This is a genomic window from Falsochrobactrum tianjinense (assembly GCF_019100495.1).
Lineage (GTDB): Bacteria > Pseudomonadota > Alphaproteobacteria > Rhizobiales > Rhizobiaceae > Brucella > Brucella tianjinense.
The window spans coordinates 305,871-329,210 of the sequence record NZ_JAHRVA010000002.1 but is presented as its reverse complement, the minus strand read 5'-3'; the positions used below and the strand labels follow the sequence as shown (position 1 = coordinate 329,210).

Here is a 23,340-nt window from a genome sequence, read left to right as displayed (position 1 = left end):
TGAATGAATGGGATCAATCAGTGCTCCCAATAGACCTGCGTGAGGTCGTCCGCCGGAATCGGCATATTCTTCCACAAACCTTTGACACCCTTATTCCAAACGCCGATTTTCGGCAGTGCATAGAGAAAAACATTGGGTTCGTCTTCCGCGAGTTTTTGTTGCAGCTTCACGACAAGCTCCAACTGTTCATCATCGCTACCCGCTTCGGCATAGGCCTTGAAAAGCGCCTTATATTCGGGGCTATCATAGTTGAAGTAGTATTTATCCCGTGCATAGATATCGAGATCGCGCGCTTCCGTATGCGCGATTATCGTTGCATCAAAATCCGAACGCTTGAATACCTGATCGAGCCATTGCGCGAACTCAATTGGCTCCAGTTTGGCCTGAATTCCAACTTCTGCCAGCATGGCTGCAATGATCTCGCCCCCGCGCCGCGCATATGCCGGTGGCGGCAGGATGATGGTGATCTGCGTACCAGCCGCAACACCGGCTTCTTCGAGAAGCTGCTTTGCTTTGGTAGGATCATAGGGATAGGTTTCAGACAGTTCAACATAGCCCGGATCGACCGGAGCATAGTGCGAGCCAATCGGCACGCCATAGCCCGAATAAACGCCTTCAATCAGTGCCTTTCGGTCGATGGCATGAGCCAATGCCCGGCGCACTTTCATATTGTCAAATGGCTTTCTGGCATTATTGAGGGCCAACAGAACCTTACCTGCCGTATTGCCCACTTCGACCTGAAGCTTGTCGTCGCTCTTAAAGCGATTAATGAGCTCGGGGGCCTGAAACATTGGAAATACGTCAATATCACCGGCAAGGATTGCTGCTGCCGCAGCCGAGGGGTCACTTACGAAACGGAAGGTGATGGCGGAAAGCTTTGCAGGTTCACCCCAGTAATCAGGATTGCGCTCCAGTTCGACACGGTCGCCTTGCACCCAGCGCTTGAATTTGAAAGGGCCTGTACCAACAGGCTTCGTGCGGTTTTCAGCTGCCGAATCCGGTGCGATCATGACTGCATCGCCCCACCCCATGTTAAAAAGGAAATTCGATGCCGGGCGCTTCAATGTCACCACCGCTGTCAGCGGATCGGGACATTCGGTTTTGGCGATAGGTTCGAACAAACCTTTCTGCGCGTTGGTGGAATCGGAAGCAACCGCGCGCTCGTAAGAGAATTTCACCACCGAGCAATCGAAGGGCGTTCCATTATGGAACTTTACGCCCTCATGCAGCTTGAAACTGTAGGTGAGCTTGTCGTCGGAAATCGTCCAGCTTTCCGCTAGAAGCGGCTTCACTGTTCCGTCTTCGGTAATGCGCACCAGTCCTTCATAGAGATTTGCATAGGTAACTTGCCGGATGCCCGCGGCGGCGTTCGCCGTCGGGTCCAGCCCTGGCGGTTCCAGCACCTCACCCACGACCAGCGTATCCTTGGCGAAAACGCCGTTGATCGATACCAGCATGACGGTTGTCACCAGAGCGGCGTTAAGTAATTTGCCCATGGTTCCCTTGATTTCTTATCATTCAATCGAGCGCCCGCGATTCATGTCGAGCGCAGTTCCTGTAATCATAGAGGCAGCGGGTGAGCAATGGAAAGCCGAAGCTTTACCGCCACAGAAGCGATACGAATTTCGATTCTGCCACAGTAAGGGAGAATTCTTCAATCATTTGTTGGCATTTGCTGACCACATTGACTAACCAATAGATATAGATTGTTTATTCGCTTACGCTCGTCGTTAGCTCTCTCCCGGTTGTCGGCCTTTAATTATGACGCATGAAACAGCTATCAAGACTTCGGTATATGTAGCGCCGGATGGATTGCCTAGACCTCGTGTCTACTGGGCATGGGCGACCCTTATGGTCGGGCTAACGCTTGCGGTGATCGATGGCACCATTGCCAATGTCGCTCTGCCCACTATCGCAGCCGATTTTTCTGCTGGACCCGCAGCGTCGGTCTGGATCGTCAATGGCTACCAGCTTGCAATTGTCATTACTCTGCTTCCCTTCGCAGCACTGGGTGAAATCTATAGCTACAGGCGCGTTTATCTGCTGGGCGTATCGCTGTTTACGCTAGCATCAGTGGCTTGTGCCTTTTCTTATTCGTTAGAAATGCTGACGGCTGCTCGCATCGTGCAGGGTTTTGGCGCGGCCGGTCTGATGAGCGTCAATACCGCGCTTCTGCGCTATATCGTACCGCAAGCCAGACTGGGAACTGCAATAGGTCTTAACACTCTTTTTGTCGCCGTTTCCGCCACTATCGGCCCGACTCTTGCCGGATTCATTCTCCATATCGCAAGCTGGCCCTGGCTTTTCGTCATTAATATTCCGCTCGGTGTGCTGGCTGTCGCAATGGGCCTCAGAAGCCTGCCGGACAATGAACGCGCCTCACGGCGGTTTGACTCCATAAGCGCAATTCTAAGTGCATTGACTATCGGGTTCCTGATCACTGCAATAGACGGAGCAGGCCATGGGCTTGCTCCCGGATTTTTGGCTCTACAGGCGGGTGGCTGCGTTCTGGCGGCATTTTTTCTTATTCGCCGCTCATTGCGCACGATCAATCCGCTCTTGCCGCTCGACTTATTGCGAATCCCCGTTTTTAGCTTGTCCCTTTGCACATCGATCATATCGTTTTTGGCGCAAATGATGGCGTTTATTTCGCTGCCGTTCCTGTTTCAGACTGTATATGGCTTTCAACCGATTGCAGTTGGTTTGTTGATGATGCCGTGGCCGATAGCGCTTGCGATTGTCGCGCCTTTATCGGGCAAGCTTTCGGACAGATATTCACCTGCGAGTCTCGGCCTCCTCGGCCTTATCATTTTCGGTATTGGTCTGGCTCTGGTCGGCTTGCTACCCGCCCAGCCCGCTGTTGAGGATATTTGCTGGCGGATGGCTGTTTGCGGCATTGGTTTTGGTCTTTTTCAGGCGCCAAATAACCGCCTGATCATAACGTCTGCACCGCGTTCGCGAAGCGGTGCAGCCAGCGGCATGCTCGGAACGGCAAGGCTGCTGGGACAATCCCTTGGTGCTGCTTTTGTCGCTTTCCTGCTAGCGAGTTCAGGCGTCGGCAACATCCCCAATATATTGCTCATCGCTGCCGGTTTTGCTGGAGCAGCATCAATCATCAGCATTACCCGCCGCAGCCGATAAAGAGCGATGAATGTAGCTTATAAGACCCTGTAAATATCTTGACTAAAACTTTAAATTCTCTGTTGCATTCCTAAAATCATTGGTTCATATAGCGCCTGCCTGACGTTAATNCCCTGTAAATATCTTGACTAAAACTTTAAATTCTCTGTTGCATTCCTAAAATCATTGGTTCATATAGCGCCTGCCTGACGTTAATGACTGGCGCGAGCGGGTGTAGCTCAGGGGTAGAGCACAACCTTGCCAAGGTTGGGGTCGAGGGTTCGAATCCCTTCGCCCGCTCCAGTTTTACGATCAGATAGGCAACAAAATCCCGGCTTTGTCCGGGATTTTTGCTTTTCGGGGTCAAAACAAAACTCAAAAACCGGCAACGTATTGCAACCAGATATGATCGGTCGCCACGCGCTGGCTCTGATTGCCCTGACTTAGTACGATACTCTGCGAAATTTCGCACAAAAGCTCTTCGGGCGGTAGCTGATTCGAACAGGAGATTAGCCAAAGTGGCGCTGCCGGGGCGGCACTTTGCCCGGTCTTCTGAGCGTCATTTGTGGCATCGGCCTGATTCTGTGCCCCTGATTCTGTGCCAGTGTGGGCGAGTCGCCGGTTATCATTACAGTCAAAACAAGCGTCATCGCGACCTGTCGGACCATGTTGCCTCTTCTCTCATTGACACGTTAAAAGCGTAAGCCAAAGTTTACAGTGGCAGTATGGCCAACCATATCCCCGCTCCATTGAGCCTGATAGCCGAAGGTCAAACTCGTGGTGGTGTCGTTATCATAGAATGTTAGTCCGGTATCCAGTCGTCCGGTGAGTTCGCCGATCTGGCTATAGTTGTGGAAGACGCCGTCCGAGCCACTGGCACCAGCTAAAGTCGCGTCGATGAAGACGTCATCCTTGTTGGAGAAACTGAGTTCGCCGCGCAGATAGGCCTGCATCCAAAACGTGCTGGTAACTTGCGTATCTACGCCCAGTTCGAACGACGGCGTGGCGGCCAAAACCCATTGGCCCGTGCTATCCAGATTCAAACCGTAGGCGGTGTTACTTTCAGAAGCGCCACCCGAATGCAGGTAACTAGCGTCGAAATCCAGCGCTGGTCGCAAATAGAGAGCGCTGCCATCCGGCTTGAAGCGATAAGCGGAACCCAGCCGGAAATTAGCCTGGCTGATGCGCTGTTTGACGGTAGCCGTACCACCTGTGACAGGAAAGCCATTGGCGAGCAGCCCATAGATGTCAATCTGGCGCATGCTGTCATATTGAGCCGTACTACCATTCAAAATTCCATAGATTTCCCATGGCCCTTTGTATTTCGACAACGATACGCCCAGCATGGCCCGGCGACCATCAGCAGCAAAGCGATCACCGCTGGCCAGACTGAAATTCTCCAGACCAGTGCCGACGCCCAGATAGATGTCCTCTGTCAGCGGCATGCGGATACCGGTAAACAACCCAGAGGTTTGTGTTTCGAAGCTACGATATTGCAAGGAAGGGTCGCGCTTCAGCGTGCTGGCGCTGCCGGTCAGCCAATAGCAGCTGCGGCTATCGCCCATTCGGGCGGCAAAGTTATCATAACCGCAATCGGCCATTGATCGTGCAAAATGATAGCCGGAATATAACGCATCGACCTGCGTCGCTGCATAGTCTTCCGAACCGAGATTATCGATTGCATCGATAATCTCTGCGTTCGTTTGCATATTGGCAATCAACGCGAACATAGGTCCCATGTCGACCGACCCCTGCCCCGAAAGCATGTGAGCAATAAATTCCGCAGTCCGTGTCTGGTTACGGTTCATGCCGGGCATTCGGAAATCCGCATGCGGGATAAGGTCGATCGTGCTGCCATCGCCAGTGGGGCCGTTCAGCCCGATTTCATAGCTCATCACGGGCGTGCCAACTACTGTCGTGCCGTTGTTTGCAGTAACGCCATCGGCATTGATCAGCACCAGAGGCTGCAAGCGGTCCAGTTGATGCAGCACTGGATATACCGTACCGGCGATTGTAGCGTCGCCGCTGACATTGATAAGATCGGTATAGCCGTCGGCGGCTAGATCCTGACGGAAGTAGACATCTGCCGTGTAGGTAGCAGTCTTGCTGAAGCTGAGAGAGCCATTCAACGCGGTTGTCTGGCTGACGTTCTCCGTCACCTGGAAATCCGAAGCCGCAATACGTGCGTTCAGTGTTGTGCTCGGCAAGTAAGCCACGCCGCCCAGATAAAGGTTGCCATCAATATGCAATTCTCCAGCGGAACCCAGATCGACCTGATTCTGGGCATAGAAGGAAGCGCCCTGTGAGACTGTCATCCTATTGATGCCGCCTCCCAGATCGATATCGCCCACTGCGCGTCCATTTAGTATCACCCGTTCGGATCCGCTGCTGCCGCTGACGATGCGGTTGTTGAGCGCCATCAGGAAACTGTCAGTCGAAAACGACAGCGTATTGGTTGCCCCGCCGTCAATAACGATAGCAGCTGCGTTAGACGTGAGGCTTGCGTCAATCTGTCCGTTTCTACCGCCAACGATCACCCCGTTTAGCGCGACATCTATATTGTCCGCACCGTCTCTGCCTTCGGATTGAGCCATGATTGCGATGCCGCGTTCGCCAAGCGAGAGGACATTGCCGGTCAGGTCGAGTGCGATGCGGCCACCGCTCCCTCTGCCGCCAGCGCTGCCATGGAACAGTCCATCCACAGTGCCGCCGCCGCCGCCCAGACTTTGTGCCAATACGCCAATAGAATCCTTACCCGTTAGGAGCACATTACCATTATTGGTGAAATTGATATTACCGCCCTCACCGCCATTGCTGTTCGATAGCAAGAGATCGACCCTTGAAGCCGCCAAATCTGTACCGATAAACCCGCCGCCGCCGCCGATACTCTGCAACACCAAACCATGCGATCTGGCCCCTGCAGTGCTCATATCGCCAATGTTATCCAGCATAATGGCCCCGCCGTCCCCAGTCGACCCGTCGCTGGCGCCAAGCGTGATCGTAGCGTGATCAATACCTGTCAGATAGGTTTCGCCGCCGCCGCCGCCTATCGACTGGACAATTTGCCCACTGGCATTGTTACCCTCGGTGCTTACCGTGCCATTCAGGGTCAGCATGATGTCGCCGCCATTGTTGCGGAACGACGGATCGGCACCCAGCGTAACGACTGCGTTGCGCCGGCCGGAGCCGCCAGCTCCGTTGTTGCCAGTGATGACCACCCGGCCGCCGCCACCGCCTATCGACTGGGCCAATCCCCCACTGGACAAATCGCCCATTGTTGTCACATTCCCACCACGGCTCGCCACCACGTTGCCGCCAGACGCGTCGTCCGTGTCTATCGCGCCGAGCATCGCGCTCAGGGTGGCATCGCCGCTGGCTCCCGAATCTATCGTAGTCGTAGAGATGCCGCCGCCGCCGCCGATGCTTTGTAAAAGCATGCCAGCCGAGCGGTAGGATGTGGTGACGATATCGCCCCGGTGGACCTGGCTGACTGTAGCTCCTGCACTTCCGTCAACATCGTTGCCGCCGAGTGCTATCGTACTGGTCAATGAGATGAGCGGATCAGTCGAAGATGCTGCTTTGGCAAAATCGAGGTAAGTATCGACGCTGCCGCCGCCGCCATTGACGGACTGGCTGAAAATGGCCTGGCTGCCAGCGCCGGTGACAATGATGTCGCCGGTGCTGTTTACGGAAACCGCGCCTGCCGTACCCTTGGACCCAAGGCGAGCGCCAAGCGTGGTCGAGATGATATGGTCTGTGGCCATGGCCGCCGGAGTCGAGAGCCCCAATGTTGCATTGCCGCCGCCGCCGCCGACCGATTGCGCAAAAATGCCATAGCTGTTCTCACCGCTGAGGCGTATGGCGCCACTGTGATTGGCCGTCACATCACCGCCATCGGCCCCGTCGCCGCCAACCCCTCCAACATCGATTTTGGAATAGGATTGGCCTCTGGCCTGATCGTTGGGTGACAGCGCCACGGTCAACCCGCCATTGCCGCCGCCACCGCCGACCGACTGGGCGAGCACACCATAGGATTGTGCTCCCGACACATCGATTTCGCCAGTATTGGCGATGGTGACATCACCGGCTGCATTACCACTGCCGCCCGAGCCACCGATACTCAGTGCCATTGTCGGGATAGCCTCAGTCCCTTTCTGCAATGCCAGACTTCCGTTCATGGAATAACCGCCGTTGCCGCCCCCACCGCCAATTGACTGGGCAAGGATGCCATGCGCCTTGTCGCCCCGCGTGACGATGAGTCCGTCATTGACGACATTGACTGGACCGCTGGTGCCGCCTGCACCGCCATTGCCGCCGATGACTAGTTGGAGACCCTGCTCGGTCTTGGCCGTGCTGTCTGGTTTGGTGACAAAGACCGAGAGAACCTCGCTGCCATTGCCGCCCCCACCGCCGATAGACTGCGCGAAAATACCATGGCTTTCGGCGCCGTTGGTGATGATTCTGGCACCGGTCGCATTGACTGCGTCGACAGCGCCGCCACCGCCGCCGGTGCCGCCTGAACCACCGATGAGCAGCGCGTTGCGCGTGCTGTTGTCGGCATTGATACCTGCGATGATATTGCGGACATGTTGCGCGTCGCCGCCACCGCCGCCGACGGCCTGAGCGAAGATGCCTGCCGCTTGTCTTCCTTCAGTGCCGATGTCGCTGGTATTGGTAACGCTGACATTGCCTGATATCGCACCCGTGCCTCCGGTTCCCCCGATTGACAGGGTCGATGTGCTGGCGATCGTTGAATGAAGGTTGACAATCCTGTTCTCTATTAAACCACCCTTACCGCCGCCTCCACCGACTGACTGCGCCATGATGCCATGCGCACTGTCCCCAATTGTTGTAACAACACCGCTATTCGCCACTGTCACGTCGCCGGAAGACATGCCGTCGCCACCTGTGCCGCCAATATTTACCGACGTCGTTGTCCCGATTTCGGTGCCTTTGACAAAGTTTATCAGGGTAATAAGAGATGAGGTTCCGGCATTCGCATATCCACCAGTGCCACCCGCACCACCCACAGACTGCGCCAGAATGCCGATGGAACGTGCGCCTTCGGTTGCAATGCGGGCCGCGCTCGTGACATCGACAGCGCCTGATATCCCACCAGTGCCGCCGGTTCCGCCGATATTCAGCGAATAGGACGTTGCCTTGCCCGCCGAGCCCATGACACCGCCACCATTACCGCCGCCGCCGCCGACCGACTGGGCGAAGATGCCATGTGAATCCTCACCAAGCATATATAACAGGCCCTTTGATTTGATCGTCACGCGGCCTGCCGCGCCGCCTTTCCCGCCTTCCAGGCCTACTTTGATCGCAACGCTATTGCCGGTTTTGTCTTCGCCCTTGGGTGTGGAGAGTACTATTGATGTGGCGGTTGAATTGCCCCCGCCATTGCCGATTGACTGTGCGAACAGTCCGTGCGAGCGGGCGCCTTGAGTGCGAACCTGACTATCGCTTTTCACAAAAACGTCGCCTGCCGTACCGCCTATGCCGCCCGTGCGACCGATGGAGATACCGATATTGCCATCTTCGCCGCCCACTGTCAGTTGGTTGAAGCCAGCATTGCCGCCGCCACCACCGACCGTTTGCGCGAAGATGCCATGTGCGTCGTCGCCTTGCGTGTCGATATTGCCCATACTGTCAATCGTGACATTACCACCAGTACCACCCGCACCTGTGCCGCCGCCGATCGCCATGCCGAAGCCACGGTTCTGCGAAACATCTCCCGGTTCAAAGACCAGCCCCGCGTTGAAAGCGGCATTGCCGCCGCCGCCGCCGAGCGATTGGGCAAAGACACCGTAGCTCCCGTTCTGGAGAGTAACAATGTCACCAAAATGAGTGACATCCACTTGGCCGCCGTTACCGGCATTGCCAGCCGAGCCGCCTACGGCAATAATTGCAGAATTAACTGTCTTGTTGCTGCCGCTACCGCCCTTTCCAGTGGCAGCATCCGCCTTGTCAATCGTATTGGTGATGTCAGTGACGACAGATGGATCAACGCCGTCATTCACCGTTTCCTTACGATTCCCGGCAGAGCCGCTATTGCTGCCAGAACCCGTGGTCTTGCTTACGCCAAGGACGGCATTGATCCCGGCATCGCCGCCACCGCCGCCAATACTGCTGGCCTCAATACCATGTGCGCCGACGCCATCAGTCTTGATCAGCCCGGCTAGAAGAGTCGCGGTTCCGCGCGTGATGCTGACATTGCCAGCATTGCCACCGCTGGTACTAGAGCCGCCAATGCCGATCCCGACGGGCGTGCTGTCCTTGGTAGCAACCGCAGTGACATTGATACCGCCGGTGCCGCCGCCGCCGCCGATCGACTGAGCCAGTATGCCACGGGCAGAGTAGCCGTTTGTGGTAATATCGCCGATTGAGGTTACGTCGACATCGCCGGCATCAGCCCCCACCCCGCCATGACCGCCAAGGCCTGCAACGATACCAAGATCGGTAGCACCACCGGAACTGTCGGAGCTGCCCCAGTTCAACTGGCCGCTAACATTCATCCCGCCATTGCCGCCGCCACCACCGACCGATTGAGCGAGAATGCCCGACCGCCCTGTGCCGTGTGCACGGATGGTGCTCCCATCCGCGACGTTCACGTCAACTGTTCCAGCATCGCCGCCGGTGCCGCCGAAACCGCCAACACCGATCAAGGCACCATAGGATTTGCTGCTATCGGGCTGGCCAGCCCCCGGCCTGCTGCTGATCGTGACGCCGCCGCTGACATTGATGCCGCCATCGCCGCCACCGCCACCGATTGACTGTGCGACAAGGCCATCCGCTCCCTGCGTTTCGTTGACGGTGACGCTGCCATCGCCATGTATGGTTCGGGGCAATGCGCTTAACGTACCGCTGTAAGAAAGGCTGACCGCACCAGCATCGCCGCCGCCGCCGCCAAAGCCGCCAACTCCGGCCGCGATCGAGAATACGGTGTTTGTGTCCGAGGGCTTCGTCAATGCCAGCGTGCCAGAAATATCGATGCCGCCAACTCCGCCCCCGCCGCCGAGACTTTGTGCCATTAAGCCAGTGGAACGATCACCAAACGTATTGACGGTGCCAATGACATCGAGATCCACCGATCCCGCATCACCGCCAGCACCGCCGAAACCACCTACGCCAAGCGACACGGCGGCTCCGGACTGACCAGTGAGACTCACCGAACCGCCGACATTCAAGCCGCCTGTACCGCCGCTGCCGCCGACCGATTGCGCCATGACCGCGATGCTTTCGTTGCCGATTGTGGTGATATTATCGCGGGCGTCTGTTACGCGGACCTTACTCGTTACGTTACCGCCATTACCGCCACCACTGCCGAAGCCGCCCACGCCGAGCGATGCCGCGCCCCCATTTTGCTGGGTGAGATTTACTGTGCCGGAAACATTAATGCCGCCGTTACCGCCGCCGCCGCCGAGACTTTGGGTAACGACGCCAGCAGAGCGCTCGCTGAAAGTGAGTACTGTGCCGCTGTAGCTACTGGTCACATCACCAGCACTACCGCCATTACCACCGAAACCGCCGATGCCGATAGCTGTAGTTCCGGAGCCGATGCCAGCGATGCTGACTGTACCGCTGACATTGATTCCGCCATTGCCACCGCCGCCGCCAACCGACTGGACCAACATGCCGGTCGAATTATCCCCCAGTGTGGTTAGATTCCCCGCGACAGTACTATCGACGGCACCGCCGGTTCCGCCGGTTCCTCCACGCCCACCAAGACCGAACCCGATAGTGCCAGAGCCCGTCCCGGCACCGGTGCCTGCAACCGTAACGTTGAAGCCGCCATTTCCGCCGCCGCCGCCAATCGACTGAGCCACGACTGCTGAGGATTGTGCGCCATGGGTCAGCACATCATTTTCAACTGTCAGGCCGACCGTGCCGCCATTTCCGCCGCTGCCGCCGTTGCCGCCAAGGCTGACGGAGATTGAACCCGATCCCGTGTCCGCACCCGACACGATGGGGGTGATGTTGAAGCTGCCATTGCCGCCCCCGCCGCCGATGGATTGCGCCAGAATGCCTGTTGAGGCCCCGCCTCGTGTTTCGATATTCGCTGTTGTGCGCGCCGTGACTGTCGAGCCGTCACCGCCTCCAGCACTACTGCCGCCAAGACCTACAGTGACTGACCCAGCACCAGTACCGGCCAAAGCCAATCCGGGGCTGACGTTGAAGCCGCCATTGCCGCCGCCGCCGCCGATCGACTGGGCGACGAAAGCGGTTGAAGCAAACCCTTCCGTCAGGATTGTTCCGTTCGAGGTCACATTGACCATGCCACCGTCGCCGCCGCCAGCGCCAGTGCCGCCTAGACCTACGCTGACCGTGCCAGCCCCGGTGCCTGCGCCAGTAATCGAACCGGAAATATTGAAGCCGCCATTTCCGCCGCCGCCGCCGACCGATTGCGCAACGACACCGGCTGCGCGCTCACCCTGGGTTGCGACGTCGCTATTGATCTTCGCTGCCACTGCGCCGCCTTCACCTCCTTCACCGCCCGAGCCGCCAAGCGCTACTGAAACCGCACCTGCACCCACGCCACTTCCGGCCTCACCCGCTGCAACAGAGAAACCACCATTGCCGCCGCCGCCGCCCACAGACTGGATGAGAATTGCACCGGAGTCGTCTCCTTGCGTGGTAACAACGGCATCCACCTGGGCGTTCACCGTGCCGCCATTGCCGCCGCCACCAGCCGAGCCGCCGACACCAACATTGATAGAACCTGCGCCTGCACCAGCTCCGGCGGCTCCGGCTGCGACCGTATAGCCGCCATTGCCGCCGCCCCCACCGACTGATTGCGCGACCACAGCCGTAGAGAACTGGCCAGCCGTGCGGATCAGGTCTCCACCGGCGACGAGATCAACCGCATCGCCTGCTCCTGCGCCCGCGCTGCTGCCTCCTACGCCGATATTGATGCTGGCCGCGCTGTCGCCGCTGCCAGCCACACCAGCCGTAATGCTGCCGCCGCCATTGCCGCCGCCGCCGCCGATCGATTGGGTGAGCAAGGCAGCCGAACTATTACCAAGTGTCGTGATATCGGCATCCGTATAGATACGGACACGACCGCCAGTACCGCCAACTCCGCCCCCACCGCCGACTCCAATGGAAATATTCCCGGAAAAGATCAGTGAGCCGCCGCCGCTCGCTGCCACCGCTAGGCCGCCATTGCCGCCGCCGCCGCCGATCGACTGGAATAGCATTCCGGCAGAACGCTCTCCCTTAGTCACTACGTTGCCGGAAAAACCCGGTCCGGTCAGATTGCCACTGCCGTCGATTGTACCCACACGGACTTCGCCGCCCGCGCCGCCGCTGCCACCGGAACCGCCAACCCCAACTGCCAGCGAGCCGGAAACCGGACCTGCGGAGGCCGCCGCAGAAATCGCGTAGCCGCCATTGCCGCCGCCGCCTCCCACCGATTGCAGCAGAATGCCGGCCGCATCGTCGCCGCCTGTCTGAACCGAAGTAGCGCCGTTGCCAGTCAGGGTCGCGGCGCCACCATTGCCACCGGTTCCACCGGTTCCGCCGACAGAGACTGTAGCAGCACCGAACGCGCCCACGGCAACACTGACTGCGCCGCCGCCATTGCCGCCACCGCCGCCGACAGATTGCACGAACACGCCAGCTGAGCGGTTGCCCGATGTCATGATCTGCGATGGTTGGCTGGCGTCTACACTGGAGAGTGTCATATTGGCTTCACCTCCTTGGCCGCCAGCACCGCCCTTGCCGCCGACCCCAACGCCAATGAAGGCGCCAACCGATCCAGATGACCCGCCATTGCCGCCGCCGCCGCCGATCGATTGCGCGATAATGCCCATCGCGTCATGGCCCTGGGTCTTAATCACGCCGACATTCATGACGCTCACCGTGGACCCGGCACCGCCGCCGGAGCCATTGCCGCCCACGGATACCATGCCGCCGCTCGACCCCCCATCACCACCACCGCCGCCAATGGACTGCGCGATGATCCCGCGAGCACCGTCGCCACGCGTCTCTATGCGACCGTGATTGCTGACGTCTACAGCTGAACCCCCACCGCCTTGCGAACCATTGCCTCCAATGCTTACCAGTCCGTAGGTATTCGCACCCTGGCCACCGGAACCGCCGATGGATTGCGCCATGATCCCATCTGCGAGGCCGCCAGTCGTAAGAATGGAGCCAGTTCTGGAATTGGTCACGTTCACAGCTCCACCAGAGCCGCCATTCGACCCGACGCCACCCAACGCCAGCGCAACCAGACCGTCCGCCGTGCCGCCCGCGCCACCACCACCACCGATGGATTGCGCCATAATCCCGCGCGAGGCCGTGCCATTCGTCTCGATGATGCCGCCGTTCGCAACCGTCACCACTCTGCCATTGCCGCCATTGTCCGCGCTACCGATCAGCGAAACCAGCAGATTGCCGCTTGATCCCGCTGAGCCGCCGGAACCGCCGATCGACTGCGCTAATATTCCGTTCGCAAAATTTCCGGCGGTCAGGATCGTGGCGTCGGCAGAAGTCTTAACGTCTACTTGACCACCATCACCGCCATAGCCGCCATCGCCTGCCTGCCCGACAAGGCCCCATTGGTCGCCGCCATTGCCACCATTATTGCTGACACTGAGTGCATAAATGCCATGGGCGTTGTTTCCACTGGTGAATATCTTCCCTGACTGTTCTATCGTGACGTGGCCGCCGTCCGAGGAATGTCCGCCGGTGCCGCCGCCAGGTGCAGCAAAGCCGCTGCCGCCATCGCCGGCTTCACCGCTACGGCTATAGGCAAAAATGCCATAATTGCCATCGCCACTGGCCTGGATCGTACTCGATGCGTCTTGGGCTGCGATAACGCGACCGCCTGTGCCCCCGTCACCGCCGTCCCTGCCACTCCAGAAGCTTGCATAGGAATCACCTCCCTTGCCGCCGTCACCACCGATGCTGCCGACTTCCCAGCCGATATTGGAGGTCGCGTTCACATTTTCGTTGAGTGTCTTGTCATTGGCCGGACCAGTGTCGCCGCCCTTTCCCGTGGACGGTGGGACGAATAACGCCCCGTCTCTGCCATTACTGCCATCTCGACCATAGATGACCTGCTTCACGCCGTTGGGGCCAGTCACATCGACAGGCGGAATGAGTATTCCCGGCGACTCGGAACTATTGAAGCTGGCATTGAAATCCAACGTAGTCTGACCAACCGGAAAATCAGCGGTGCCGGTAGCCTCTGAGCTGGTGACGACGGCCAGACTGTCACTGATCGAGGTAATGGTAAAGGCTACCGGAGGGGTATCGCTGTTATAGAACTGATTTCCCGCGGACTTGACCAGGAAAGTGTACCCATCCGCAGTCTGAACGAACGCGGTATCTCCAGCAGTGGCCGTTCCTGCCGGATCGACAAGTAGCGCGCTGACGGTTGTCGTCTCATTGTTTACGGGGTTGGTGACCATCTGACCGACCGTAGATGTGCTCGACGGCGGAGGCGGATCATCAGCAAGTACGGTCGGGCTCCCCATCGCAATATATATGCACATGAGAACAGATGCCCGTACCAGTGAACTGGCGGCAGAAATCCGCTTTCGCATGCTTCTCCCATTTGTCATGGCTGCCTCGTCCCGTGCCATTACCCAGCATCCTCCGCACCATAATCAGGCGCGTAAGAACGCTCCTCATCTCGATGGGTGTGAGATTTTGTTTCTGGAGATCCCCCAAGCATTGACGCCAGGCAACTCAGTTCTGTAGTCGATAAACCCCAAAAATCTTATAGTGCGGTCAAATTAACAACGCTCAAAAGATATGACAAGAAGTTTTTACATGTTAATACTTTTATTTATGTGTATTATTAAATATTATTTGCTTCTTATTAAGTGTTATATGTATTCTTGTAGTAGTAAATATTATTTATATATTATATATAACGCCTTTAATTCAGGTGTGAGATGAACCGTGTCAAGGTGTATTCTATCACACAGAAATATTCTATAAGCTGAAAGAAGAGGGATGCCACCGCCATTGCCATCGTGAAAAATGGAGGTCCGCCTGTCGGGTTGGGGAATGAGTAGTTTCTGCTGGCATCGCAGATACTATCCTCGGATGCCTGCATGAAAGAGGCTATTGATCAAGGTATGCTTCTCAGTCATTAGCGCCTGCTCTACGAACGGAAGGGTAATTTGTTTTTGCACATTCCGAAAATCGGTTTTGGTTTTTTTGGAATGCGCTCTAATGCTATTAAGGAACATCGAATCCGGAGGACTTGATGGCGGAATTCTTTATCGGGGTTGATGGCGGCGGCACGGGCTGCCGTGCCGCTATCGCAGACGTCAACGGCGTCTTTCTTGGTCAAGGATGCGGCGGGCCGGCTAACATCGTCACCAATCTTGAAGGTGCGCTTGTCAATATACGAACCGCAATCGATGCGGCTTTTGCGCAAGCCGGGCTGGAGCAAGTGCATTACGCCCGGAGCCATGCATTCCTTGGACTGGCTGGCGCTAATATAGCGGGAGCTGGAACTGCGATTGCGCAAGCCATGCCTTTTGCGCATACGGAGGTTGAATCAGACGGTTTGATAGCGCTCCAAGGCGCGCTGGGCGATCAGGACGGCGTCGTCGTCATTCTTGGAACCGGCACAGCCTATATTATCCGTAATGAGGGGAAAATCCGTTTCATCGGCGGTTGGGGCTTCCCCTTGAGCGATCTGGGCAGCGGTGCCCGCCTCGGTCAGAGCCTGTTGCAGGAATGTCTGCTCGTGCATGACGGCATTCATCCCGGCAGCCCTTTGATCAGTGCCCTCCTCAATGAATTCGACAATAAACCCGACAATCTGGTGGAGTTTGGCCGTAAAGCTGTTCCTGCCGACTATGGTCGATATGCTCCCCGCATTTTCGACTATGCGCAACGGGGCGACCTGACCGCACTTATGCTACTCAAGCGGTCTGTCGCCTATGTTGGAGAGACACTGGATATGCTGATTTTGCAAGGGGTAGAGCGCATAAGCCTGCTCGGCGGCATGGCCCGCTTCTATAGAGAATATTTACCAGACCATCAGCAGAAACTGCTGGTCGAGCCTGCCGCGGACGGTTTGACGGGAGCGGTGCAACTGGTGCTGAAACGCTTTCTATCAAGCCCTTGCCCAAAATCCCAACATGGGACGGTTTTTGATCCTATGACGGAACGGACCGCTCAATGATGGTTGTTGCTGATACGCGCCAGCTCGGCTGTCGGATCTTCTGAAAGACGTTTGCGCGCCCGGTCGTCCATCAACTCATACCACATGGCGTTGAGAACGGCGAAAGCGGCAGCCAGCGGCAGGCCGAGCAGCCAGGAAAAATACCACATTTTATTCTCCTTTCCCGGATCAGGTATTGTTCAATAGGCGTGATTGCTTTCGTCCTCGATCATGTCCTTGTCGACTTTGCCCCACAGAACCTTGTAGACCCACGACGTATAGATGACGATAAGCGGCAGGAAGATCAGCGTCACCACCAGCATGATAAACAGGGTCAGATGGCTTGATGACGAGTCCCAGACGGTCAGGCTCGACCTGGGGTCAGTCGAAGATGGCAGGATGAACGGGAACATCGAGACGCCGACCGACGAGATTATCCCGAAGATCGACAGTTTGCCGAACAAAAGCGGCGCAACCTCGCGTCCACTGCGCAGCGTGATGAGCACTGCGAGCGCTCCAAGAATGCCAAGTGCCGGTGCAATCAGCAGAACCGGGTGACTTGCATAATTGACGAACCATGCGCCAGGGTCGAGTTCCACGGTCTTGCGCAGCGGATTTGAAGGGCCATCGGTGACAATCGCACTCGTGATACGATAGCCCGATATCCATAGCCAGCTTATGATGCCCGCCAGTATATAAAGAATCAGCGTGGCAAGTGCTGCGGTGCTGCCATAGGCGCGTGCGCGCGTCTGTAATTCGCCGGTCGTTTTCAGGGTAAGCCATGCGGCACCGTGCATGGCCAGCATTGTGACCGAAAGAACGCCGCATAAAAGTGCAAACGGGTTGAGCAGACCGAAGAATGACCCGTCATAGAATATCTGCAAATCATCGTTGAAGCGGAACGGCACACCTTGAAGCACATTGCCGACCGCAACACCGAAAATCAGCGCGGGTACGAAACCGCCGATGAACAGTGCCCAGTCCCAGCCCGAGCGCCAGCTTTGGCTCTCGCGCTTGGAACGATACTTGAAACCGACCGGACGCAGAATCAGAGCAAAGATGATGAGGAACATCGCCAGATAGAAGCCGGAAAAAGACACGGCATAGAGCGGCGGCCATGCGGCGAAGAGCGACGCCCCCGCGACAACCAGCCAGACTTGATTGCCTTCCCAGATCGGGCCGATCGTATTGATGATAACGCGGCGTTCGACGTCGGTTTTGCCGATAAACGGCAAAAGCGTACCGATCCCAAGGTCGAAGCCATCCATTGCTGCGAAGCCGATCAGCAAGACGCCGATCAGCACCCACCAGATGATGCGCAGGGTTTCATAGTCCAACAATTCGCTGAGTATCATGATCTTTACTCCGCTGGTGCAATGCTGGTGGGAGCGAGCACGGCTTCGGGGTTGCTGTCGGGGTCAGGCCCGGCTTTGATGGCGCGCAGCATCAGGCCCATTTCGATGATAAACAGGGCCGTATAGATGGCTACGAAACCGACGATAGTGAGCAAAACGGTCGAAGCGCCAAGGTTAGAAACCGCGACGGCCGTCGGCAGAATGCCCTCGATAACCCATGGCTGGCGACCGAATTCCGCAACAATCCAGCCCATCTCGGCGGCGATCCATGGTAGTGGGATGGCGAGCACCGCAATCTTGAGCAGGAACGGATAACGATCTAGCGATCGCCGCGCCGACAGCACGAAAAATGTGCTGGTGAGCAGGATGAGAAAGAAGCCGATGCCGACCATAATGCGGAAAGCCCAGAACAATGGCAGCACACCGGGAACCGTGTCATTCGCAGCCTGGGCGATCTGCTCGTCGGTCGCCGTGCGTGGGTCGTCTACATAGCGCTTGAGAAGCAGCGCGTAACCCATCCACTGGCTGTTGTTGGCAAAGGCGTCCTTGACGTCCTGCGGAACAGCATTCGTGTCGCCTGTGGCCCGAATTTTTTGCAGAGCGTCATAGGCGACGATCCCGGCGCGTATATGACCTTCTGCGCTTTGAACCAATTCATCGATACCCTGAATCGGAGTGGTGAGCGAGCGCGTGCCGATCAGACCCATGACCCATGGAATATGGACTGCATAATGGGTTTCGCGCGCTTCCTGATCGGGGAAGCCGAAGGCGGTGAATGATGCGGGAGCGGGTTCGGTTTCCCACATGGCTTCAATAGCCGCAATTTTCATCTTCTGATGTTCATTGGTGAGATAACCGCTCTCGTCGCCCAGAACGACAACCGACAGCGAAGCGGCCAGGCCGAAGGAAGCAGCAACTGTCAGTGAGCGCTTGGCCAGTTCAACGGAGCGTCCCTTCAACAGATACCAAGCCGAGATACCGAGGACGAAGATCGAAGCGGTTGCATAGCCTGCCGAAACGGTATGAACGAATTTGGCCTGCGCGACTGGGTTCATCAGGACGGCGAAGAAATCGGTAATTTCCATGCGCATGGTTTCAGGATTGAAAGCTGAGCCGACGGGATTCTGCATCCAGCCATTAGCGATCAGAATCCAGAGCGCGGAAAAATTCGATCCGGCTGCGACCGCATAGGTGGCCATCAGATGGCCGACCTTGGAAAGTCGGTCCCAGCCGAAGAAGAACAGCCCAACAAAGGTCGCTTCCAGAAAGAAGGCCATCAAGCCTTCAATTGCCAGCGGTGCACCGAAAATATCACCCACGTACTGGCTGTAATAGCTCCAGTTCATGCCAAACTGGAATTCCATTACGATGCCTGTCGCGACACCCATAACGAAGTTGATGCCGAACAACGTACCCCAGAATTTGGTCATCTGCCGCCAGATGAGCCTTCCGGTCATGACATATACAGTCTCCATGATGGCCAGCAGCACGGACAGCCCCAATGTCAGAGGTACGAAGAGGAAGTGATAAAGTGCCGTGATTGCAAACTGCAATCGCGAGAGGGTGACGATATCGAATTCCATCTTTTTAAGCCGTAATATACGGCCCTCCTGATGTTATGGGGCTGCGTCTCAACGCAGCCCTCTGCGCATAATTCACCTCAGGGCACCGACTATGTTGCCAAAACGTGACTCACTTTTAACTGCGGAGTCAATGAGAACGCCCTGATCCAAAACAATAAGATGATCGCAAAGTCGTGCTTCGCGCTGAATATGTGTTGCTATTAACAATGTGCGGTCTTCGGCTTGCTGGCCGAGTCTGTAAAGTACATCATCGGCTGTGGCCTGATCCAGCCCTTCGGTTGGTTCATCCAGAAGCCATAAAGGTGCATCGGTCAGAAAAAGCCTTGCCAGCGCCAGCCGCCTCGCCTGCCCGCCGGACAGGCCAAGCCCCCCCTCGCCCAGAACCGTGTCCAGTTCTGCCGACTGGGTCTGCATGAATTCGCCAAGGCCCGCTGCCTGCAAGGCACAAAGAAGTTCCGCGTCGCTCGCGCCAGGTTTTGCAAGTTGCAGATTATTGCGAAGGCTACCCTGAAAAAGCTCGGTCCTCTGCGTCAGAAGGCGTACGGGCAATGTCTGAACACTGCCGCTTCCAGCAGTAACTTCTCCGGCCAGAACATTGAAAAGCGTTGATTTTCCGGCGCCGCTGGCTCCAATGATAGCCACCCGTTCGCCTTGCGCGATTTCAAGATCGATCCCTTCAAGCGCTGCCGTCGCCGAACCTTCATGGTGAACAGTAACTTGGTTGAGGCTCACCGCAACACCCCGAGCAGGCACGGGAAAGGCTTTTGCCGTATCGGCTTTATCCAGTTGAGGGCCAACGCGCTGTGCAGCAAGAATTGTGCGGCCAAGCTCCATAGCACCACGCCGCAGCGCCATGAAAGGCTCCATCGCGCCGAGAATGATGAGGATGCCCAAAGCCGCTACTGGCGCGCCGATGATTCCAGCTTGCATGAGCAGCCCGACACCGACAAGTCCGCCAGCTAGAAGGCCTGCATGCAGAATGCCCAAGCCCGTTCCAGCTGCAATTTCAATGCGGTTCAAAACATGGTCAGCGGAAGCGGTATAGGCATCGGCGCGCGCAATAGCTGTATGCTGAGCCGCCATCCTGTCAGCCATGAGCAGTTCCGTCTGCCCCGCAACCAGATCAATGGTCCGCGCGCGTAGCGCTTCAGTTCCCTTTGCGCGCTGGCGCATGGGTTTCTCGGAGCGTTTAGCGGCGATAAGCGGCAAGCCGATACCCGCGGTCAGAAGAACCGAAGCAAAGAGAATCCCCAAAATCGGTGACATGAGACCAAGTGCTATGCTTGCAACGAGTGCGGTCGCAAAGGCCGCGCCCATGGGCACGATGACGCGAAGATAAAGCGAATCGAGCGCGTCAATATCGGCAGTAAGCCGGAACAAGAGCCGCGCCGGGCGTTTCAGTAACGCACCGGCAACTGATGGCCGCGCCCAGCTGCGGAACAGTTTTTCGCGTAGAGACGCAAGAATGGCGAGTGTCGCATCATGGGTCACTAGCCGTTCCAGATAGCGCGCGCCGGTGCGCGTGACCGCCAGAAGCCGGATACCTGCGGCGGGCGCGAACACATCGAAGACGATAGCTGTGGCAATGCTCAGGCCCGCAATGGCCGTTGCGGTGATGAACCAGCCCGAAAGTCCTAGCAGCGCGATACCTGCAAGTACCGTGGCGGTTGCAGTTGCGATGCCCGCATACAAAGCGGGCCCTCCGGTGCAGAAGAACATGCGCAGGATAGGACGAAGTGATCGCAGTCCTTTCATTCTGCGGCCCTTTTCTGCCAGAGTGGCTCATCCCCACTCATATCACCGAGCCGAACAACACGATCCAGCCTGCGTGCAAGCGTTTCATCATGAGTTGAGATAATCAGGGTTTTGCCCTTGGCAAGACTTATCAGGCTGTCTGCCACGCGCTTTGCTGTTTCATGGTCGAGATGTGCGGTCGGCTCATCCGCGAGAATAATACTCGATTTCGCATCAACCGCGATGCGTGCTAGCGCGAGCCGCAATGCTTCACCGCCCGAAAGTCCTGCACCGTTTTCGCCGATCAGCCCATTGCCAGTCACACCTGCAACATGGCTCAACGCCATCTGATCAATGATAGCTACGGTTTCCGTCACGTCAGCATCGCGGCCAAGCGTAATATTGTGCCGGGCGCTGCCAGCAAAAATATGCGGCTTCTGGCCGATCCACTGCATCTGGCCCCGCAAGGTTGCGGCGGTTTCATCCTGTAGGGTTACGTTGCCGATTTTGATTTCGCCTCGCTGGGGTGCGGCCAGACCGGCAATCAGCGCCAGCAATGTCGATTTCCCGCAACCGCTTGGCGCGAGTAGTGCGACATGCTCGCCCGGCTTTATATCCAAGCTGAAATTGGTGAAAACCTTCGCACCATCGGCATATCGAAAACCAATATCACGCAGCATAATGGAGGAGGCCATATCGGCTTTAACTTCCATCTTGGTGCTGCCGACGATGGGCATTTCATGTCGAGCCAAATCTTCAAGCGCATCGATTGCGGCTTCGCCCGATGCCCGGTCGTGCCAGACGGCGGACAGATCGCGCAGAGGCTCGAAAAATGCAGGCGAAAGCAGTAGGATGAACAGGCCTTCGGCCAAGCTGAGCTTATCCCCCCACGCGCCGAAACTCAGGGGGCCTAGAAGATGAAAGCCGATATAGACCGCGACCATGGCGACACCGAGCGCCGAAAAAAGTTCCAGAACAGCCGATGACAAAAAGGCAATACGCAACACGATCATTGTTTTTGCGCGCAGCGTTTCCGCATTGGCGCGCAGGCGCAAAGCCGTCATATCAACCGCATGAAAACTGCGGATTGTCGCAAGCCCACGCAGGCGGTCGAGCAAAAACCCGTTCATATCGCCGAGCGCCACAAGCTGCTTTTCGCTTGCTGCCTGCGCGCGCCAGCCAATCAAGGCCATGAAAAGTGGGATCAAAGGCGCGGCTATGAGCAAAATCAGTGCTGCCACCCATGAGAACCACAAGACAGTGGCAAAAATAGCCAGCGGAACAAGCATGATGCGAATGCGTACCGGCACGAAACGCGACAGATAAGGAACGACCATTTCCGCTTGCTCGGCAAGCACGCTGGCAGCTACGCCGGAGGCAGGCCGCGATATGTCGAGCGGTGAGCGCTGCGAGAGGGTAGCAATAGCCCTTCCCCGCAACCGGGTCAGTTCCACTCGCGCTGCATCATAAGCCATTATCGCACCGCGCCCGTCCAGCATGCTGCGGAGGCAACCGATTAAGAACAAGCCGCTGGCGAGATAATATATGGTGGCATCAAAGCCGGTATCGGCAAGCTGGCCGACGCCATAGGCCAGAAGTGCGGCCTGCGGCAGCCATAAAAGCGCGGCCAAAGCCTGTAGCCTTGCCCCCCTCTTGAGCGGCAACGGAACCTGACGGCGGCGTTGGCGAGGCTTTTCGCCTGTTGCTCCGCTTTTCTGCCGGGCCGCTTCTTCCGTTCGGGGGGCAACGGATGTCACTCTTGTTTAGGCTCCTTTTTGGCCGATGTCCTCCCGCGTCCCAGCGCCACGATTTTGTCTGTGGTTTCAAGGAACCGAGTCACCTTGGCGCCAAGTGCCAGAAGGCTGGTCAATCTGTCCGTGTCGAGCTTCTTGACGTCATCATACCAGTTGGTCAGCCGCTCGATCAGAGCATACATGTCCTTCATGCGGTCCTGTGCGTAGCGGTCCTTGTCGTCTTGTGGCTGCTCCATGAGTACTTCTCGCAGCACGCTCAAGGTCGGGTCAATCTCGCGCTTCTTGCGTTCTTCCGCCAGCGTGCGTAAAATCTGCCATACATCCTCGGGCGTTGTGTAAAAATCACGGCGATCGCCGGGTATGTGCTTGAGGATGACAAGGTTCCAGCCCTGCAACTCGCGGATACCCATAGAGACATTCGAACGTGAAACGCGGAGTGCGTCCACGATCTCATCAGCACATAGTGGTTCGGTCGAAAGGTAAAGCAGTGCATAAATCTGCCCCACCGTGCGATTGATGCCCCACCGGCTACCCATCTCCCCGAAATGAAGCACGAACGACTGAACGATTGGCGATAATTCCAAGCTCTCTCTCCCGTAATTTCTGAATTTTCAGAAATTACTGAAAATTCAGATAAATCAGTTTCTCCACCACTTCAACCT

At 57.1% G+C, this 23,340-nt stretch carries 10 protein-coding genes and 1 tRNA gene; 3 read left to right on the top strand and 8 right to left on the bottom strand.

The window, feature by feature from the left end; translation table 11 throughout:
• Positions 1-17: 17 nt before the first annotated feature.
• Positions 18-1,496: an ABC transporter substrate-binding protein gene (locus tag KUG47_RS07090; RefSeq protein ID WP_217677247.1), complete on the bottom strand. Its 1,479-nt coding sequence runs from the start codon at positions 1,494-1,496 to the stop codon at positions 18-20.
• 265 nt (positions 1,497-1,761) lie between these two features.
• On the opposite strand from KUG47_RS07090, the gene KUG47_RS07085 reads away from it, so the two are divergent.
• Both KUG47_RS07085 and KUG47_RS07080 read left to right on the top strand, forming a co-directional pair.
• Entirely contained in the window at positions 1,762-3,141 is a 1,380-nt protein-coding gene (locus KUG47_RS07085; RefSeq protein ID WP_217677246.1) for an MFS transporter, read from the top strand.
• A gap of 207 nt (positions 3,142-3,348) precedes the next feature.
• Positions 3,349-3,423 (top strand) — tRNA-Gly (locus tag KUG47_RS07080).
• Between the two features lie 389 nt (positions 3,424-3,812).
• On the opposite strand, the gene KUG47_RS07075 is transcribed toward KUG47_RS07080, so the two are convergent.
• Entirely contained in the window at positions 3,813-14,621 is a 10,809-nt protein-coding gene (locus KUG47_RS07075) for an autotransporter outer membrane beta-barrel domain-containing protein (protein ID WP_217677245.1), read from the bottom strand.
• Positions 14,622-15,343: 722 nt separating this feature from the next.
• Between KUG47_RS07075 and KUG47_RS07070 the strand changes: the two genes are divergently transcribed.
• Complete coding sequence (locus KUG47_RS07070) at positions 15,344-16,273, top strand: glucosamine kinase nucleotide-binding domain-containing protein (RefSeq protein ID WP_217677244.1); 930 nt, start codon at positions 15,344-15,346, stop codon at positions 16,271-16,273.
• Here the strand turns inward: KUG47_RS07070 and cydX are convergent.
• The 6 genes from cydX to KUG47_RS07040 all read right to left on the bottom strand — a co-directional run bounded on the left by cydX (position 16,267) and on the right by KUG47_RS07040 (position 23,262).
• The gene (gene cydX, locus KUG47_RS07065) at positions 16,267-16,422 is read right to left on the bottom strand and encodes a cytochrome bd-I oxidase subunit CydX (RefSeq protein ID WP_217677243.1); all 156 of its coding nucleotides are present in this window, start codon (positions 16,420-16,422) and stop codon (positions 16,267-16,269) included. The two genes, KUG47_RS07070 and cydX, sit on opposite strands and share 7 nt — an antisense overlap.
• 30 nt (positions 16,423-16,452) lie before the next feature.
• Positions 16,453-17,607 (bottom strand): cytochrome d ubiquinol oxidase subunit II, encoded by a 1,155-nt coding sequence (gene cydB, locus KUG47_RS07060; protein WP_217677242.1) that lies wholly within the window; start codon positions 17,605-17,607, stop codon positions 16,453-16,455.
• Positions 17,608-17,612: 5 nt separating this feature from the next.
• Positions 17,613-19,190, bottom strand: a complete 1,578-nt coding sequence (locus KUG47_RS07055) for a cytochrome ubiquinol oxidase subunit I (RefSeq protein ID WP_217677241.1) — start codon at positions 19,188-19,190, stop codon at positions 17,613-17,615.
• A 72-nt stretch (positions 19,191-19,262) separates the two neighbouring features.
• Positions 19,263-20,945: an amino acid ABC transporter ATP-binding/permease protein gene (locus KUG47_RS07050; protein ID WP_217677240.1), complete on the bottom strand. Its 1,683-nt coding sequence runs from the start codon at positions 20,943-20,945 to the stop codon at positions 19,263-19,265.
• Entirely contained in the window at positions 20,942-22,681 is a 1,740-nt protein-coding gene (gene cydD, locus KUG47_RS07045) for a thiol reductant ABC exporter subunit CydD (protein WP_217677239.1), read from the bottom strand. Before cydD ends, KUG47_RS07050 begins: the two co-directional genes overlap by 4 nt.
• Positions 22,678-23,262 carry a GbsR/MarR family transcriptional regulator gene (locus KUG47_RS07040; protein ID WP_217677238.1) on the bottom strand — a complete coding sequence of 195 codons (585 nt, stop codon included), beginning with the start codon at positions 23,260-23,262 and terminating at the stop codon, positions 22,678-22,680. Before KUG47_RS07040 ends, cydD begins: the two co-directional genes overlap by 4 nt.
• Positions 23,263-23,340 lie beyond the last annotated feature (78 nt).